This window comes from Variovorax sp. S12S4, assembly GCF_023195515.1.
Taxonomy (GTDB): domain Bacteria; phylum Pseudomonadota; class Gammaproteobacteria; order Burkholderiales; family Burkholderiaceae_C; genus Variovorax.
This window is the reverse complement of the sequence record NZ_JALPKR020000002.1, coordinates 962,770-977,691: the sequence shown is the minus strand read 5'-3', so window position 1 is coordinate 977,691 and position 14,922 is coordinate 962,770. Positions and strand designations below refer to the sequence as shown.

The 14,922-nt window shown below is 63.6% G+C and carries 15 protein-coding genes and 1 tRNA gene; 12 read left to right on the top strand and 4 right to left on the bottom strand.

The annotated features are described in order from the left end of the window. Window positions 1-349 precede the first annotated feature (349 nt). Entirely contained in the window at window positions 350-652 is a 303-nt protein-coding gene (locus tag M0765_RS05125) for a hypothetical protein (RefSeq protein ID WP_258502380.1), read from the top strand. 429 nt (window positions 653-1,081) lie between these two features. Here M0765_RS05125 and M0765_RS05120 read toward each other — a convergent pair whose 3' ends face one another. Next, complete coding sequence (locus M0765_RS05120; protein WP_258502379.1) at window positions 1,082-1,999, bottom strand: LysR family transcriptional regulator; 918 nt, start codon at window positions 1,997-1,999, stop codon at window positions 1,082-1,084. 95 nt (window positions 2,000-2,094) lie between these two features. Here M0765_RS05120 and M0765_RS05115 point away from each other — a divergent pair, with 95 nt between their 5' ends. Together M0765_RS05115 and M0765_RS05110 are read left to right on the top strand one after the other, a co-directional pair. After that, window positions 2,095-3,000 carry an NmrA family NAD(P)-binding protein gene (locus tag M0765_RS05115; RefSeq protein ID WP_258502378.1) on the top strand — a complete coding sequence of 302 codons (906 nt, stop codon included), beginning with the start codon at window positions 2,095-2,097 and terminating at the stop codon, window positions 2,998-3,000. A 158-nt stretch (window positions 3,001-3,158) separates the two neighbouring features. Next, window positions 3,159-3,938, top strand: coding sequence for an alpha/beta fold hydrolase (locus M0765_RS05110; RefSeq protein WP_342456061.1), 780 nt, complete (start codon window positions 3,159-3,161; stop codon window positions 3,936-3,938). A gap of 13 nt (window positions 3,939-3,951) precedes the next feature. Here the strand turns inward: M0765_RS05110 and M0765_RS05105 are convergent. Together M0765_RS05105 and M0765_RS05100 are read right to left on the bottom strand one after the other, a co-directional pair. After that, window positions 3,952-4,026 (bottom strand) — tRNA-Arg (locus M0765_RS05105). 71 nt (window positions 4,027-4,097) lie between these two features. After that, complete coding sequence (locus M0765_RS05100; RefSeq protein WP_258502377.1) at window positions 4,098-4,337, bottom strand: hypothetical protein; 240 nt, start codon at window positions 4,335-4,337, stop codon at window positions 4,098-4,100. Between the two features lie 293 nt (window positions 4,338-4,630). On the opposite strand from M0765_RS05100, the gene M0765_RS05095 reads away from it, so the two are divergent. The 4 genes from M0765_RS05095 to M0765_RS05080 all read left to right on the top strand — a co-directional run bounded on the left by M0765_RS05095 (window position 4,631) and on the right by M0765_RS05080 (window position 8,700). Next, the gene (locus tag M0765_RS05095; RefSeq protein ID WP_409514036.1) at window positions 4,631-5,653 is read left to right on the top strand and encodes a Bug family tripartite tricarboxylate transporter substrate binding protein; all 1,023 of its coding nucleotides are present in this window, start codon (window positions 4,631-4,633) and stop codon (window positions 5,651-5,653) included. A 121-nt stretch (window positions 5,654-5,774) separates the two neighbouring features. Further along, window positions 5,775-6,296 (top strand): tripartite tricarboxylate transporter TctB family protein, encoded by a 522-nt coding sequence (locus M0765_RS05090; protein ID WP_258502376.1) that lies wholly within the window; start codon window positions 5,775-5,777, stop codon window positions 6,294-6,296. Between the two features lie 21 nt (window positions 6,297-6,317). Then, window positions 6,318-7,847 carry a tripartite tricarboxylate transporter permease gene (locus M0765_RS05085; RefSeq protein ID WP_258502375.1) on the top strand — a complete coding sequence of 510 codons (1,530 nt, stop codon included), beginning with the start codon at window positions 6,318-6,320 and terminating at the stop codon, window positions 7,845-7,847. 16 nt (window positions 7,848-7,863) lie between these two features. Beyond that, on the top strand, window positions 7,864-8,700 hold the full coding sequence (locus M0765_RS05080; protein WP_258502373.1) for a cytidylate kinase family protein: 837 nt from the start codon (window positions 7,864-7,866) through the stop codon (window positions 8,698-8,700). 25 nt (window positions 8,701-8,725) lie between these two features. Here M0765_RS05080 and M0765_RS05075 read toward each other — a convergent pair whose 3' ends face one another. Further along, window positions 8,726-9,334 carry a Crp/Fnr family transcriptional regulator gene (locus M0765_RS05075; protein WP_157615924.1) on the bottom strand — a complete coding sequence of 203 codons (609 nt, stop codon included), beginning with the start codon at window positions 9,332-9,334 and terminating at the stop codon, window positions 8,726-8,728. Window positions 9,335-9,491: 157 nt separating this feature from the next. On the opposite strand from M0765_RS05075, the gene oxc reads away from it, so the two are divergent. The 5 genes from oxc (at window position 9,492) to M0765_RS05050 (ending at window position 14,919) form a co-directional block, all read left to right on the top strand. Continuing rightward, complete coding sequence (gene oxc / locus M0765_RS05070; RefSeq protein WP_258502372.1) at window positions 9,492-11,312, top strand: oxalyl-CoA decarboxylase; 1,821 nt, start codon at window positions 9,492-9,494, stop codon at window positions 11,310-11,312. 30 nt (window positions 11,313-11,342) lie between these two features. After that, entirely contained in the window at window positions 11,343-12,620 is a 1,278-nt protein-coding gene (gene frc / locus M0765_RS05065; protein WP_258502371.1) for a formyl-CoA transferase, read from the top strand. A gap of 70 nt (window positions 12,621-12,690) precedes the next feature. After that, window positions 12,691-13,128, top strand: coding sequence for a PAS domain-containing protein (locus M0765_RS05060; protein WP_157615917.1), 438 nt, complete (start codon window positions 12,691-12,693; stop codon window positions 13,126-13,128). Continuing rightward, window positions 13,128-14,375 (top strand): formyl-CoA transferase, encoded by a 1,248-nt coding sequence (gene frc / locus M0765_RS05055; protein WP_258502370.1) that lies wholly within the window; start codon window positions 13,128-13,130, stop codon window positions 14,373-14,375. Before M0765_RS05060 ends, frc (M0765_RS05055) begins: the two co-directional genes overlap by 1 nt. 160 nt (window positions 14,376-14,535) lie before the next feature. Then, on the top strand, window positions 14,536-14,919 hold the full coding sequence (locus M0765_RS05050; RefSeq protein ID WP_258502368.1) for a hypothetical protein: 384 nt from the start codon (window positions 14,536-14,538) through the stop codon (window positions 14,917-14,919). Window positions 14,920-14,922 lie beyond the last annotated feature (3 nt).

The window sequence follows — 14,922 nt, the reverse complement described above, 5'->3', positions numbered from 1 at the left end:
TGTGCGTACCAAATGCCTCATGTTGCGGCTCCTTACATGATCAATGCATTAGACACTTCGACGCGCCGTTTAGCTCGGCTTCAATGCCTATTCGGGCCCACACAGTGGCTGCGAAGAAACATGCGTGTGCATGCGTTTCAGGGGAGTGAATCCGGCTGTCCGAAGCCTCGCTAGGCCAATAGCAGTAGCATGCGCAACTTCAAGCCGGTGGATCGCCCGCCGATGCTGCTCACCGACCAGCGCAATGAACTCCCTTTCGGAATCGAATGCCGTGGACAAGAAAATGCATGAGCGAAGCACGGAGAGGCGCCCGAGACCGCCTGTGCGCGTCACCGTCAAGGACGCAATGATGAAGCGCGACAGCGATGTCGATACAGCGACATCCGCGCTGAGAGCCGCCGCCGACGACGTGACCGCCTGCGTCGCCGAGCTGATGCACCTCGTTGCCCCGAAAGGAGCCTCGGCGCCTGTGGACTGGCGCGGCGGCGCCGCCGATCGCATCGACGCCTGCAAGCAGTTCGGCCTTGTCGGCGAAATTCACGATGTGACCTTTCAGCTGCGGGCATTGCAACGGGCGGCCGAGCTGGCCACGCGCCGTGCACGCCGCCGCGCCGCCGAAGAGAGCGCCCGCCGCGAAGATTCCGGCAACTGAGAAAACACAGCAACACTACTGCCCGCGTGGCTGTAGTGGCGTGCCGGCGCAGTGCGCCCATAATGCGCCTCCTGCGGCCACGCCAGAGGCCGCTGAAACTGGAAGCTGTGCTCCGATCACTGCGAGCCAGCCACATTCTTTTCTGGCCTCACGGGATGACATCATGAGCGTATTGCAGATGTTTCTACCGGTGTCGGAACCAGCCCGCAGCGAGGCGCTGGAGCAGTTGAGAAGAACCCACCATCTACCGCGCCACCTCGTACGAGGCATCGGGCGCAGGACGCAAGGCGAGCCCGGACCGGTCGCTTTCGTCGGCCCGATGCAGGGCCAGCAACAGGCATCGTCGCCGGCCTTGCGTACGCCGGCCGCGCCGGAATAGGCACTCGGCATCTCGAAGGCCAGTAGCGCCCCAAGCTGACGGGAGAACTGTCAGGACTCTTGTCCTTTGCTGCGAGATCGCACCGCTTCCTTCGCAAGGTCGATGAACGCGCGCGTCTTTGCGGGAGGGGCGATGTTGCCCGGATAGGCCGCGTAGAGAAACATGCGGCCCGACGCCCAGCCAGGAAAAAGACGAACAAGGCGCCCGGCTTCCACCTCGGCGCGGACGTTTGCCGTACTCGGAAAAAAAGAGATGCCCGCGCCCTGGCGCACCAGTTGCAGCACGGCGTCCGTGCTCGCCGCCGATATCGATCCGCGCAGCTTCACACGCACCTTTCGGCCGCCGCGCTCGAGATCGATCGACCACGGAGCCGGCAGCAGCGACAGCGCAATCCACTCGTGCTTCGCGAGCTCCTCTGGCTTGCGCGGCGTGCCATGGCGGGCGAGATAGCTGGGCGCGGCGACGGTCCAAAGCCCGAGTTCCTCGAGCACCACCGCGCGAAGGCCGGAATCGGCCATCGGCCCGATGCGGATCGTGAGGTCGAAGTGCTCGGCAATCACATCGAGTTTGCGGTCGGTGGGCACATAGTCCACGCGCATTGCCGGATAGCGCTCGCTATACGCCGCGATCCAGCTCGCGACCATGCCGGCCGATGCTTGCGGGCTGGTGAGCCGCAACGTACCCGAAGGTTGCGCGCGCCCGCTGCGTGCCCGCTCCATCGCAGCCTCCGCACCGGCCAGCAGCTCACGGCAGTCGGCGAGAAACGCAACCCCTGCTTCGGTGATGGCGAGCTTGCGCGTGGATCGCTGCAAAAGCTGCGTGCCCAGTTCACGCTCGAGCAACGCCACCGCCTGGCTCACCGCGGACTTGGTCGTGTTCAGGCGTTCGGCAGCGGCGGTGAAGGTGCCGGCCTCGGCCACCGCGACGAAGGCCGCCAGGCGGCCGAAGGAGATGGCAGGAGCCTTCATGCGATTGTTCTCCACAACTGGACAATGAATTCTGTCGCAGGCGCTTTCTGGAAACAACCGCAGCGCGCACCATGGCACCCATCGCAACATCACCCATGAAGGAAACCGCCATGTATGTACTTCTCGGCTCCAACGGCAACATCAGCTCCAAAGTCGCGGCACTGTTGCTCGCGCAAGGCATGGCCGTACGCGTTGTCGGCCGCCATGCGGGATCGCTCGCTTCCCTGAAGGCCGCGGGCGCGGACATCGCGGCTGGCGACATCGGCGATGCGGGCTTCCTGGCCCGCGCATTCGCTGGTGCCACGGCCGTCTACACGATGATCCCTACCGATTACGCAGCGGACGATATGCTTGCGGAGCAAGATCGGCTGGGCGATGCCATCACGCGCGCAATCGCCGCGGCCGAGGTGAAACGCGTCGTGAATCTCAGCAGCGTCGGCGCGCATGTGAGCGCGGGAACCGGACCGATCGCGGGCCTGCATCGGCAGGAGCAGCGCCTCGACCAACTCGCCGGCGTGGACGTGCTGCACGCGCGGCCCGGCTACTTCTTCGAGAACCACCTGGCCGCGATAGAGATGATCCGCAGCATCGGCGCGTACGCGGACATGACCGCGCCCAATTCGCCGCTGCCGATGGTGGCCACGGCCGACATCGCGCAAGTCATAGCGCGCGAGTTGGGCACGCCCTCGGGCAAGGGCAAGCGCGTGCTCCATCTGCGTGCGCCAAGCCTCTACACGATGAAGGAAGCGACGGCGTTGCTCGGCAAGGCCATCGGCAGGCCGGACCTCGCGTATGTCCAATCCGATCCGGCGCAAGCCAAGGCGGTGCTGATGCAGCAGGGCTTCTCGGCGAACGCCGCCGCGCAGTTGGCGGAAATGAGCGAGGCATTCTCTTTGGGACGCCTGGACGGCGAGTACGACAAGGGCCCTACCGAGATCACCCCGACGACGCTCGCGGATTTTGCGGCCAGGGTTTTCAGGCCGGCGTTCGAGACCACCTGAGGTGGTCTTCACACGCAGCGAAATGCTTCCTATCCTGCGGAGTGATTTAACCGGTCAAGGAGTTCTGACATGAACCCGGCAACCCCGCAACGGCTGCGCTTGTCCGGCGGCACGGAGCTGGCCTTCATCACGGCGGGGAGGCCTCCAAGCCCACCGTACTGCTCCTGCACGGATTTCCGAGCTCCGCGCGCGAGTTTCGGGACGTCATACCCGAGCTGTCGCAAGTCGCTCATGTGATCGCGCCCGACCTTCCCGGCTTTGGCCAGTCCGATGTTCTGCCGTCGCCTTCATTTGCAGCGTTCAGCGATGCGATTCTCGAACTGCTGGATCGACTGGCGATCAAGCGTCGCTTGATCTACCTGCATGACTCGGGCGCGGCCGTCGGCCTTCAGATTGCCATGCGCGCGCCGGAGTTGGTTGCGGGGCTCGTCATCCAGAACGCGAACGCGCATCGAACCGGCTTCGGCCCCGTCTGGGACGCCCAATTGAAGCTCTGGTCGAATCCGACCAAGGAGAACGAGGCAGCCGCGGCCGTCGAACTGACCTTCGAGTTCACGCGCGAGCAATACACCGGCGGCCTGCCGGAAGAAGTCGCCGCCACGATCAGAGGCGGAACCTGGGTGGAGGACTGGAGGGTGATGAACCTTCCCGGGCGCATGGAAACCCAGCGCGCGCTCATTGCCGACTACAAGAACCACGCCGCGCGTTTCGATGTGATCGCGAAGTACCTGAAAGAATGGCAACCGCCCGCGCTCATGCTGTGGGGCCGTCACGACCCCTACTTCGATATCGCTGAAACGCTGTCGTGGATGCAGGACCTGCCGCGCATGGAAGCGCATGTTTTCGACGGCGGGCATTTCCTGCTCGAGACGCACGCGGCCGCTGCCGTGGCGCTCATGCTTGACTTCATCAGCCGCACGCAACGTGGCGGCATCTGAACTTGGTGTGCGGTGGTGCCTTCGACAGGAATCGAACCTGTATCTGAGTCTTAGGAGGACCCCGTTCTATCCATTGAACTACGAAGACGCGGTAGACGGCCCGAACTTTACCAGTTCGCTTGCGGCTCGAACTGCCCCTTGCTTTGGGGGCGGCAGCGCTCAGCGCAGGCCGACGCGCGAGGCGTGCCAGCGCAGCGCGGCTGCGCGCGCCGGGTCGGAGGCTTCGATGCGGTCGGCGCGCGTTTGAAGGGCGCGCATTTCTTCGACCTCGCTGATGATCTTGCCTGGGCTCAGCAGGGCCTGAACGAGCACGCTTGCTTCTTCTGCAAGCGCCTTGAGCGCGCCAGCCAAGCCACTGCCGAATGTGCTCGCGCTGGACGATCGGTCAAGGGTAGACATAAAAGGGACTCCTGGATCTGGTGAGTGGGTAGACCCCTCTATTCTAGGGTTTACCCGAATACACCCTGGAGCGGGGGAAATGGGCACCCGCACGCACCGGGAGTGGGCTCCGCGCGGCTCGCTTGCGCAGCCCGTCCAACCACACGGCGCGGGCTAACCCCAAGACAAAATCTTTGAAAAGTTGACCATGGTCAAGCAAGCGATGTTCGTGCTGCGCGCACCATCTGCCCTGTTCGCATCTCGGCTCAGATTCTTTAAAAAATAGAGCGCACCCTTACACAGGAGACAACATGATGAAGAACTTCTTTTCGCGTGCCCACGCTTGCCGGGCCAAAGTCTTTACCGCTGCCATGCTGGCACTCGCGGCCACTGCACCAGCTGCAGCATGGGAACCCGCCAAGCCGGTGGAGTTCGTGATTCCAGCGGGCACCGGCGGAGGCGCCGACCAGATGGGCCGATTGCTGCAGGGCATCGTCATCAAGTACAAGCTGATGAAAGAGCCGCTGATCGTCGTCAACAAGTCGGGAGGCGCGGGCGCCGAAGGCTTTCTGGCGGTGAAGGAAGCCAAGGGCGATCCGCACAAGATCATCATCTCGCTGTCGAACCTGTTCACCACGCCCATGGCCACCGGCGTGCCCTTCAACTGGAAGGACATGACGCCTGTAGCGATGCTGGCGCTCGACCAGTTCGTGCTGTGGACCAATGCCGAGCAGCCGTACAAGAGCGCCGCGGAGTACATCGCGGCAGCCAAGGCGGCGGGACCGAGCAAGTTCAAGATGGCTGGCACCGGCTCCAAGCAGGAAGACCAGATCATCACCGTGGCGCTCGAGAAGGCCACCGGCACCAAGTTCATCTATGTGCCGTTCAAGGGCGGCGGCGAAGTGGCGGTGCAGCTGGTGGGCGGCCATGTGCAGTCGACCGTGAACAACCCGATCGAGGCCGTGGCCCAGTGGCGCGCGGGCAAGCTGCGTGCGCTGTGCGTGTTCGACGACGAGCGCATGCCGTTCAAGGCCAAGGTGACCGAGACGCAGTCGTGGAACGACATTCCCACCTGCAAGGAAGCCGGTGTTCCCACCAAGTACACGATGCTGCGTGGCATCTTCATGGCCCCGGGCGTCACGCCCGAGCAGCGCGCTTTCTATGTCGACCTGCTGACCAAGATCGCAGCCACGCCCGACTGGAAGGAATACATGGAGAAGGGCGCGTTCAACCCGACGTTCATGACGGGCGAACCCTTCACCAAGTGGCTGACCGAAGCGGAAGCCACGCACCGCACGCTGATGAGCGAAGCCGGTTTCCTGGCCAGCAGCAAGTAGCAGCAATCGAGCGCCCTGCAGCGCTCCTTGCCTGAGGACGCGGCCGCCGCCGATACGCGGCGGGCGGGGCGCTGCACTCTCGTTTCTTTCCCGGTACATACACACGAACGATGAGGTCTCCATGGAGCACGACGAGAATTCCGAAGGCGCGGCACGCACCGGCGTAGCGACCAACGTGGTCGAGGCGGTGGTTGCAGCGGTCCTGCTGGCAATAGGCCTTGTAGTCATCGTCGAGAGCCAGAGGCTGGGCTCCGGCTGGACCAGCGACGGCCCCGGCGCGGGTTACTTTCCCTTCTACATCGGCGCGATCATCGCGATCTCCGGCGCCGGCATCCTGTACCAGGCGCTGCTGGGCAAAGAGAAGAAGACCGAAATCTTCGTCGACTCCGTGCAGCTCAAGCGCGTGCTGTCGGTGCTTCTGCCGGCCATCGTGTACGTACTCGCAATCTCCTTGCTCGGGCTGTACCTGGCGTCGGCGATCTACATCGCGCTCTTCATGGTGTTTCTCGGCAAGTACTCGTGGGTGAAGAGCGTCATCGCGGCACTGGTCGTCAACACGGTTTTCTTCTTCATGTTCGAGGTGTGGTTCAAGGTGCCGCTGTTCAAGGGCGCTCTCGATCCCCTCCGATTCCTCGGCTACTGAATTTCACGGAGCAAACGCGAAATGGAAGAAATCAGCGCCCTGCTGCAGGGCTTCTCGGTGATCCTCACCCCCATGAACATCGGCCTGATGTTCGTCGGCATCATCCTGGGGGTACTGATCGGCGTGCTCCCGGGGCTCGGCGGCGCCAACGGCGTGGCCATTCTGCTGCCCCTCACGTTCACGATGTCGCCCACCTCGGCGATCATCATGCTGTCGTGCATCTACTGGGGGGCGCTGTTCGGCGGCGCCATCACCTCCATTCTGTTCAACATTCCGGGCGAGCCGTGGTCGGTGGCCACCACCTTCGACGGCTACCCGATGGCGCAGCAGGGCAATGCAGGCGCCGCGCTCACCACGGCGTTCACCTCGTCGTTCATCGGCGCGCTGCTGGCGGTGATCATGATCACCTTCCTGGCGCCGCTGGTGGCCAAGTTTGCGCTGAAGTTTGGCTCGCCCGAATTCTTTGCGGTGTACCTGCTCACCTTCTGCAGCTTCGTGGGCATGGGCAAGGGGTCGCCGTTCAAGATCCTGGCGTCCATGGCGCTCGGCTTTGCGCTGGCGAGCGTGGGCATGGATACGGTCACGGGCCAACTGCGACTCACCTTCGGCCAACCCGAGCTGATGCGAGGTTTCGACTTCCTGATTGCGGTGATCGGCCTGTTCGGCATCGGCGAAATCCTGCTGTCGATGGAAGAGGGCCTCAAGTTCTCCGGCAAGACCGCGAAGATCGATCCGAAGGTGGTGCTGCAGACCTGGAAGCAGCTGCCGCAGTACTGGGTCACGTCGCTGCGCAGTTCGCTCATCGGCATCTGGATGGGCATCACGCCCGGCGGCGCCACCCCGGCCTCGTTCATGGCCTATGGCCTGGCCAAGAAAATGTCCAAGCGCGGCTCCAAGTTCGGCACTGGCCAAATGGAAGGCGTGGTTGCGCCCGAGACCGCGGCGCACGCCGCAGGCACCAGCGCGCTGCTGCCGATGCTGGCGCTGGGCATTCCGGGTTCGCCCACGGCCGCAGTGCTGCTGGGCGGCCTGCTGATCTGGGGCCTGCAACCCGGGCCGCTGCTGTTCGTCGAGCAGAAAGACTTCGTCTGGGGGCTCATCGCCAGCATGTACCTGGGCAACATCGTCGGCCTCATCGTGGTGTTGAGCACGGTGCCGCTGTTCGCCTCGATCCTGCGCATTCCGTTCTCGATCATTGCGCCAGTAATCATCGTGATCTGCGCCATTGGCGCCTACACGGTGCACAACGCGATGCTCGACATCTGGTTCATGCTCGGCTTCGGCGTGGTGGGGTATCTGTTCAAGAAGCTCGACTTCCCGCTGGCGCCGCTGGTGCTGGCGCTGGTGCTCGGCGACAAGGCCGAAGACTCGTTCCGCCAGGCCATGCTGGTCTCGCAGGGCGATGTGATGATCATGTTCTCCAACCCGCTGGTCGGTGGCATCACCACCCTGGCGCTGGTGCTGCTGTTCTGGCCGCTGATCTCGAAGGTGCTGGCCTTCATCAAGCCGAAGAAGCCGGACGAGTTTGCCGTCGAGCGTCCCGTGGACTGACCGGAGAACAACCAACATGCCAGTGATTGCACTCACCCAGGAGATGGGCTCCCTCGCCAAGGACGTGTCGCAGCGCCTTGCCGAGCAGCTCGGCCTCGAGATCATGCGCCACGAGACGATCGAGCGCGTGGCCGACCGCATGCAGGTACCGACCAGCTTCATCGGCCGCCTGCGCGACGGCAAGGCCGGCTTTGTCGAACGGCTCACCGCCGACAAGCGCAGCCTCGCGCTCTACACGGCCGAAGAACTCTTTGCACTGGCGGACCGCGGCAACGTGGTGCTGCGCGGCTGGGGCGCCACCTGCCTGCTGCGGCCTGTGCCGCACGTGGTGTGCGTGCGCATCACCCGCTCGATGAAGAATCGCGTCGCATGGCTGATGGCGCACCTGGAAACCGACGACGCCGAGTTTGCCGAGGCCGAAATCCGGCGCAGCGACGACGCGCACGCGGCGCGCATGCATGCGCAGTTCGGCGTGACATGGGGCGACCCGGTGCTCTACGACCTGGTGCTCAACACAGATCGCATTTCGGTGGACAGCTGCGTGGCGCAGATCCGCGCGCTGGTCGAGCGGCCGGAGTTTGCCGAAACACCGGCCTCGCGCGCACTGCTGGCCAACATGACGCTTGCGGCGCGCGTGAAGTCGGCGCTGAAGGACGACGAGGCGACCAGCGACATCCGCGTGACCGTCGAGGCCGACCAGGGCAAGGTAAAGCTGAGCGGCATCGTTCTCAATGCGGAAGAGCGCGCGCTTACGGAGGACGTGGCCTCCAAAGTGGGCGGCGTAAGCAGCGTGGACAACGCGCTGCGCCTGATGACCGTTCCGCGCCGCTTCGCGTCGTCCAAGCAGACCTGAATTCCGCGCGCGACTGGGCGACTGCCTAGATCTTTCCGCGCTTGCGCAGGCGGCTAAGGGTTTCTGCGGAGAGGTTGAGATACGACGCAAGCTCCTTGCTGGGAATGCGGTCTTCCAACTCGGGGTGCTTGCGCATGAATCGGTGCACGCGCCCGGGTGCATCGAGCAGATGCAGCGTGATGGTGTGCGCCATGATTTCGCTCATGCCGCGCATCACGCAGTACTCGAACAGCTCTTTCGTTTCAGGGTGGCGGTTCAGGAACGCGATCCACTCCTTCAGCGGCAGGCTGGCCACCCGGGCCTTGGTGACGCACACGATGCCGTAGGGCGTGGGCGTGCCCAGCCGCAGGGCCGCGTAGCTGGTTTCCATGTCGTGCGCGTCGGCAAAGCGCAGGATCATTTCCTTGCCCTCGGGGTTGCTCACCACCCGCTTGAGGATGCCGTCGAGGATGAAGTACTGCTCCATCTCGCGCACGCCCTGGTGCAGCAGAAAGTCGCCCTTGTTGCCGTCCACGATGACGAGATGGGTTTCCAGCTCGGCGCGTTCGCTCTCGCTCAGGTCCTTGAGAAGGATGTTCTGCCGGAGCTGCGCGCGAATGATGTTTTTCTCCGGATGGTTTTCCAACAAAGTCATGGGGCCCGTCTTGCTCGAATTCGCAACAACAACTTCTGGTTCATCTGGCTGGTGCCGTTTTCCGGAAAGTTGACCGAGGTCAACGCCCGAAAGACATGCCCCCGAATCATAGTCCCGGCTCGGGCCTCGGCCATTCACCCAAGCAAGAAGGAGAGACATGTCTTCAGTAAGAACGGATAAAGAGGCATCCACGACCCTCGACGACGCCCTCAAGCCAAAGAACAAGGCTGCCGAAGGCGACGCGGTCGTGCTCGCACTCAAGCAACCGCCGGAAGAGGCGCACGACAACACGATCGACGGCTTCCACCTGGTCATCGATGCGCTGAAGCTGAACGATATCGACACGATCTTCGGCTTGCCGGGCATCCCGATCACCGACCTGACGCGCATGGCCCAGGCAGAAGGCCTGCGCGTCATCTCGTTCCGCCACGAGCAGCATGCGGGCAATGCCGCGGCGGCTGCGGGCTTTCTCACGCAAAAGCCGGGCATCTGCCTCACGGTGTCCGCGCCGGGCTTCCTGAACGGCCTGACGGCGCTGGCCAACGCCACCACCAATTGCTTCCCGATGATTCTCATCAGCGGCTCGAGCGAGCGCGAGATCGTCGACCTGCAGCAAGGCGACTACGAAGAGATGGACCAGCTGGCCATCGCCAAGCCGCTGTGCAAGGCCGCGTTCCGCGTGCTGCACGCCGAAGACATCGGCGTGGGCATTGCACGGGCCATCCGCTCGGCGGTGTCGGGCCGCCCCGGCGGCGTGTACCTCGACCTGCCGGCCAAGCTGTTTGCGCAGACCATGGACGCCGAGGCCGGTCGCAGGTCGCTCATCAAGGTGGTCGATCCGGCCCCGCGCCAGATTCCGGCGCCCGATGCGGTGCAGCGCGCGCTCGACCTGCTCAAGGGCGCCAAGAAGCCGCTGATCCTGCTCGGCAAGGGTGCCGCCTACGCACAGGCCGATGCCGATATCCGCGCGCTGATCGAGAAGACCGGCATTCCCTACCTGCCGATGTCGATGGCCAAGGGCCTGTTGCCCGACACGCATGCGCAATCGGCCGCGGCGGCGCGCTCCTATGTGCTGCAAGAAGCCGACGTGGTGATGCTGGTGGGCGCGCGCCTCAACTGGCTGCTGTCGCACGGCAAGGGCAAGACCTGGGGCCAGGAGAAGGGCGCCAAGCAGTTCATCCAGATCGACATCGCACCGACCGAGATCGACAGCAACGTGGCCATTGCCGCGCCGGTAATCGGCGACATCGGCTCCTGCGTGGCGGCGCTGCTTGCTGGTGTCGATGCCAAGTGGGCCAAGCCGCCGGCCGAATGGACCGGCGCCATTGCCGAGCGCAAGGACAAGAACCTGTCGAAGATGGCCGTGACGCTGGCCGCGCGGCCCTCGCCGATGAACTTCCACAGCGCGCTGAGCGTGATTCGCGACCAGGTGAAGGCCCGGCCCGACGCCATTGTGGTGAACGAGGGCGCCAACACGCTCGACTTCGCGCGCAGCATCGTCGACATGTACGAGCCGCGCAAGCGCCTGGACGTGGGCACGTGGGGAATCATGGGCATCGGCATGGGCTTTGCCGTGGCGGCCGCGGTGGTCACCGACAAGCCGGTGATTGCCATCGAAGGCGATAGCGCCTTCGGCTTCAGCGGCATGGAGGTGGAAACCATCTGCCGCTACAACCTGCCGATCTGCATCGTCGTGTTCAACAACAACGGTGTCTACCGCGGCACCGACGTCAACCCGAGCGGTACGCCCGACGTGGCGCCCACCGTGTTCGTGAAGAACGCGCGGTACGACAAGCTGATGGAAGCCTTCGGCGGCGTGGGGGTCAACGCCACCACCGCGGACGAACTGCAGAAGGCGCTGGCCGAAGCCGTGGCTTCCCGCCGCCCCACGCTCATCAACGCCGTGATCGACGAGACCGCCGGCACCGAGAGCGGCCGCATCACCAGCCTCAATCCGGCCACGGCCAAGAAGAAGTAATCCGTTCCATTCAACCAGGAGATCGCAGCAATGAGCAGCAACAACAAACCCCTCAACGGCATCAAGATCATCGACTTCACGCACGTGCAAGCCGGTCCGGCATGCACGCAGATGCTGGCCTGGTTCGGCGCCGACGTGATCAAGGTCGAGCGCCCGGGCGCCGGCGACGTCACGCGCAGCCAGCTGCGTGACATCCCGAATGTCGACGCGCTGTACTTCACCATGCTCAACAGCAACAAGCGCTCGATCACGCTGGACACCAAGAAGCCCGAAGGCAAGGCGGTGCTGGAAAAGCTGATCCGCGAATCCGATGTGCTGGTGGAAAACTTCGGCCCCGGCGCGCTCGACCGCATGGGCTTTACCTGGACGCGCATCCAGGAACTGAACCCCAAGATGATCGTCGCCTCGGTCAAGGGCTTCAGCGACGGCCACCACTACGAAGACCTGAAGGTGTACGAGAACGTGGCGCAGTGCGCCGGCGGCGCCGCCTCCACCACCGGCTGGTGGAAGGGCGAAAACTCGGTGCCCACCATTTCGGCGGCGGCGTTGGGCGACTCCAACACCGGCATGCACCTGGCCATCGGCATCCTGACGGCCATCATCGGCCGCCAGCAAACGGGCAAGGGCCAGAAGGTGGCCTGCTCGATGCAGGACGCCGTGCTCAACCTGTGCCGCGTGAAGATGCGCGACCAGCAGCGCCTGGACAGCGTGGGCTACCTGGAGGAATACCCCCAGTACCCGCACGAGATGGACGCCTTCAAGGACAAGGTGGTGCCGCGCGGCGGCAATGCCGGCGGCGGCGGCCAGCCGGGCTGGATCTTGAAGTGCAAGGGCTGGCAGACCGACCCCAACGCCTACATCTACTTCACGGTGCAGGGCCATGCCTGGGACCCGATCTGCGACGCGCTCGGCAAGCCCGAATGGAAGACCGACCCGGACTACATGACCCCTAAGGCCCGTCAGCCGCACATCGACCAGATCTTCGCAACCATCGAGGACTTCATCAAGGACAAGACCAAGTTCGAGGCTGTGGACATCTTCCGCAAGCACGATATTCCTTGCGCCCCGGTGCTGTCGATGAAGGAACTGCTGCACGACGAGTCGCTGCGCAAGAGCGGCTCCATCGTCGAAGTGCCGCACAAGGAGCGCGGCAGCTACTGGACCATCGGCAGCCCGATCAAGTTCTCGGACCTCAAGCCCGAGGTCACCGCCTCGCCGCTCTTGGGCGAGCACACTGACGAAGTGCTGGCCGAACTGGGCTACACCAAGGAACAGATCGCCAACCTGAAGGAAGCAAAAGCCGTGTAGCGGCTCCCCGGCTTCGCCGCTCCCACGGCGGGCGGAGCCGGGAATCGACATTGAAGCGCCAGAGGTAAACATGCAAGCGAACGTTGATTTCAAGCAGCTCGTCGAAGGCGCCGGCGACGCGATCATGGTGTGCGATGCGAAAGGAGCGATCACGCTCTGGAACCGCGCCGCCGAGCGGATCTTCGGCTTTACCGAAGCCGAGGCACTGGGCCAGTCGCTCGACATGATCATTCCCCAGCGGCAGCGCCAGCGCCACTGGGACGGTTACCACAAGACCATGGAAACCGGCATCACCAAGTACGGAGCCGACCTGCTGCGCGTCCCCGCGCTGCACAAGGACGGGCACACGCTGTCGATCGCCTTCACGGTGTCGATGCTGTTCTCGGAGGATCGCGAGGTCACGGGCATCGTTGCCATCGTGCGAGACGAAACCGCCCGCTTTGCCGAAGAGCGTAAATTGCGCGCTCGACTGCAAGAAGCAGAGACCACGATCAAAGGAGACAGCTGATGAGCAAGGCACTTGAGGGCGTTCGCATTCTCGACTTCACCCATGTCCAGTCTGGCCCCACCTGCACCCAGCTGCTGGCGTGGTTCGGCGCCGACGTGATCAAGGTGGAGCGCGCCGGCGAAGGCGACGCAACGCGCGCACAGCTGCGCGACATTCCCGGTGTGGACAGCCTCTACTTCACGATGCTGAACCACAACAAGCGCTCGATCACGCTGGACACCAAGAAGCCCAAGGGCAAGCAGGTGCTCGACTCGCTGATCAAGACGTGCGACGTGCTGGTGGAAAACTTCGCACCCGGCGCGCTCGACCGCATGGGCATTACCTGGGCCCACATCCAGGAGCTGAACCCGCGCATGATCGTGGCCTCGGTCAAGGGCTTCGGCCCCGGCAAGTACGAGCACTGCAAGGTGTACGAGAACGTGGCGCAGTGCGCGGGCGGCGCGGCGTCGACCACGGGCTTCGAAGACGGACCGCCGGTGGTCACGGGCGCGCAGATCGGCGACAGCGGCACCGGCCTGCACCTGGCGCTGGGCATCGTGGCGGCGCTCTATCAGCGCAACAACACGGGCCGCGGCCAGCAGGTGCTCGCGCCCATGCAGGACGCGGTGCTGAACCTCTGCCGCGTGAAGATGCGCGACCAGCAGCGGCTGGAGCGCACCGGCACCATGCACGAGTACCCGCAGTACCCCGACGGCAAGTTTGGCGACGCGGTGCCGCGCGCGGGCAATGCATCGGGCGGCGGCCAGCCGGGCTCCATTCTCAAGTGCAAGGGCTGGGAAACCGACCCCAACGCGTACATCTACTTCATCACTCAGGGTGCGGTGTGGCCGGCTGTGTGCAAGGTCATCGGCGAAGAAGGCTGGATTACCGACGAGGCCTATGCCACGCCGGCGGCGCGCCTGCTGCACCTGAAGCCGATCTTCGCGCGCATCGAGCAATGGACCATGACCAAGACCAAGTTCGAGGCCATGGACATCCTCAACCAGTACGACATTCCGTGCGGGCCGATTCTTTCGATGAAGGAAATCGCCGCCGACGAGTCGCTGCGCGAGACCGGCACCATCGTCGAGGTGGACCACCCCACCCGCGGCAAGTACCTGACGGTGGGCAACCCGATCAAGATGTCCGACAGCCCGACCGAAGTGACGCGCTCGCCGCTTCTCGGCGAGCACACCGAAGAAGTGCTGACGCAGCTCGGCTATACGGCGGGCGACGTTGCGGCGCTGCGCGCCGAGGGCGTGATCTAAGCTTGAGCTGAAGAAACGCTGTCTTTGAAGGCCGGAAGAATTGCGGGTGCGAATTCACCCGCTTCGGGAATTCACGGCCATTTATGTATAACTTATCGCGAATGTATTCAATAAAATAGTTTAACTATTATTTATCGATCATCGAATCTACATTTTGATCATGCCGACACGCAAAACATTTGCCGCACGGCGTTCAATTTCTAGGAGAAATTTCATGATCGATGATTTGCCGGTTCAATATTGGAGCAGTGAAACGGAGCGCAATGCCTACAACGCAGCGTTCTATGAGTTGGGTTTCCGCTGGCATTGGGATCGCGAAATCTACTGCCAGCTGCTGCGCCAGAGCCAGGACGGCATCGAGCGCGTGTGCAATTACCTGGCCGACCACCAGCCGCATCTTTTGCGCGCCTACGACGCCAAATTTCTGGCTGAAGTGATCGAGCAGAAGAAGGAAGAGCATCAAAAGCGGGAGCTCGAAGCCGGCGCCATGAAAAAGCGCTATTTCAATTGGGCCGAAAGCCGCGGCGCCGAACTCGGCGCCTGAAAT

Bases quoted from the DNA above. Each gene is read 5' to 3' on its own strand.
- M0765_RS05060 (WP_157615917.1), top strand. From the start codon at position 12,691: ATGCAAGCGAACGTTGATTTCAAGCAGCTCGTCGAAGGCGCCGGCGAC.
- frc (WP_258502371.1), top strand. From the start codon at position 11,343: ATGAGCAGCAACAACAAACCCCTCAACGGCATCAAGATCATCGACTTC.
- frc (WP_258502370.1), top strand. From the start codon at position 13,128: ATGAGCAAGGCACTTGAGGGCGTTCGCATTCTCGACTTCACCCATGTC.
- oxc (WP_258502372.1), top strand. From the start codon at position 9,492: ATGTCTTCAGTAAGAACGGATAAAGAGGCATCCACGACCCTCGACGAC.
- M0765_RS05085 (WP_258502375.1), top strand. From the start codon at position 6,318: ATGGAAGAAATCAGCGCCCTGCTGCAGGGCTTCTCGGTGATCCTCACC.
- M0765_RS05100 (WP_258502377.1), bottom strand. From the start codon at position 4,337: ATGTCTACCCTTGACCGATCGTCCAGCGCGAGCACATTCGGCAGTGGC.
- M0765_RS05095 (WP_409514036.1), top strand. From the start codon at position 4,631: ATGAAGAACTTCTTTTCGCGTGCCCACGCTTGCCGGGCCAAAGTCTTT.
- M0765_RS05075 (WP_157615924.1), bottom strand. From the start codon at position 9,334: ATGACTTTGTTGGAAAACCATCCGGAGAAAAACATCATTCGCGCGCAG.
- M0765_RS05090 (WP_258502376.1), top strand. From the start codon at position 5,775: ATGGAGCACGACGAGAATTCCGAAGGCGCGGCACGCACCGGCGTAGCG.
- M0765_RS05120 (WP_258502379.1), bottom strand. From the start codon at position 1,999: ATGAAGGCTCCTGCCATCTCCTTCGGCCGCCTGGCGGCCTTCGTCGCG.
- M0765_RS05080 (WP_258502373.1), top strand. From the start codon at position 7,864: ATGCCAGTGATTGCACTCACCCAGGAGATGGGCTCCCTCGCCAAGGAC.
- M0765_RS05125 (WP_258502380.1), top strand. From the start codon at position 350: ATGAAGCGCGACAGCGATGTCGATACAGCGACATCCGCGCTGAGAGCC.
- M0765_RS05115 (WP_258502378.1), top strand. From the start codon at position 2,095: ATGAAGGAAACCGCCATGTATGTACTTCTCGGCTCCAACGGCAACATC.
- M0765_RS05050 (WP_258502368.1), top strand. From the start codon at position 14,536: ATGCCGACACGCAAAACATTTGCCGCACGGCGTTCAATTTCTAGGAGA.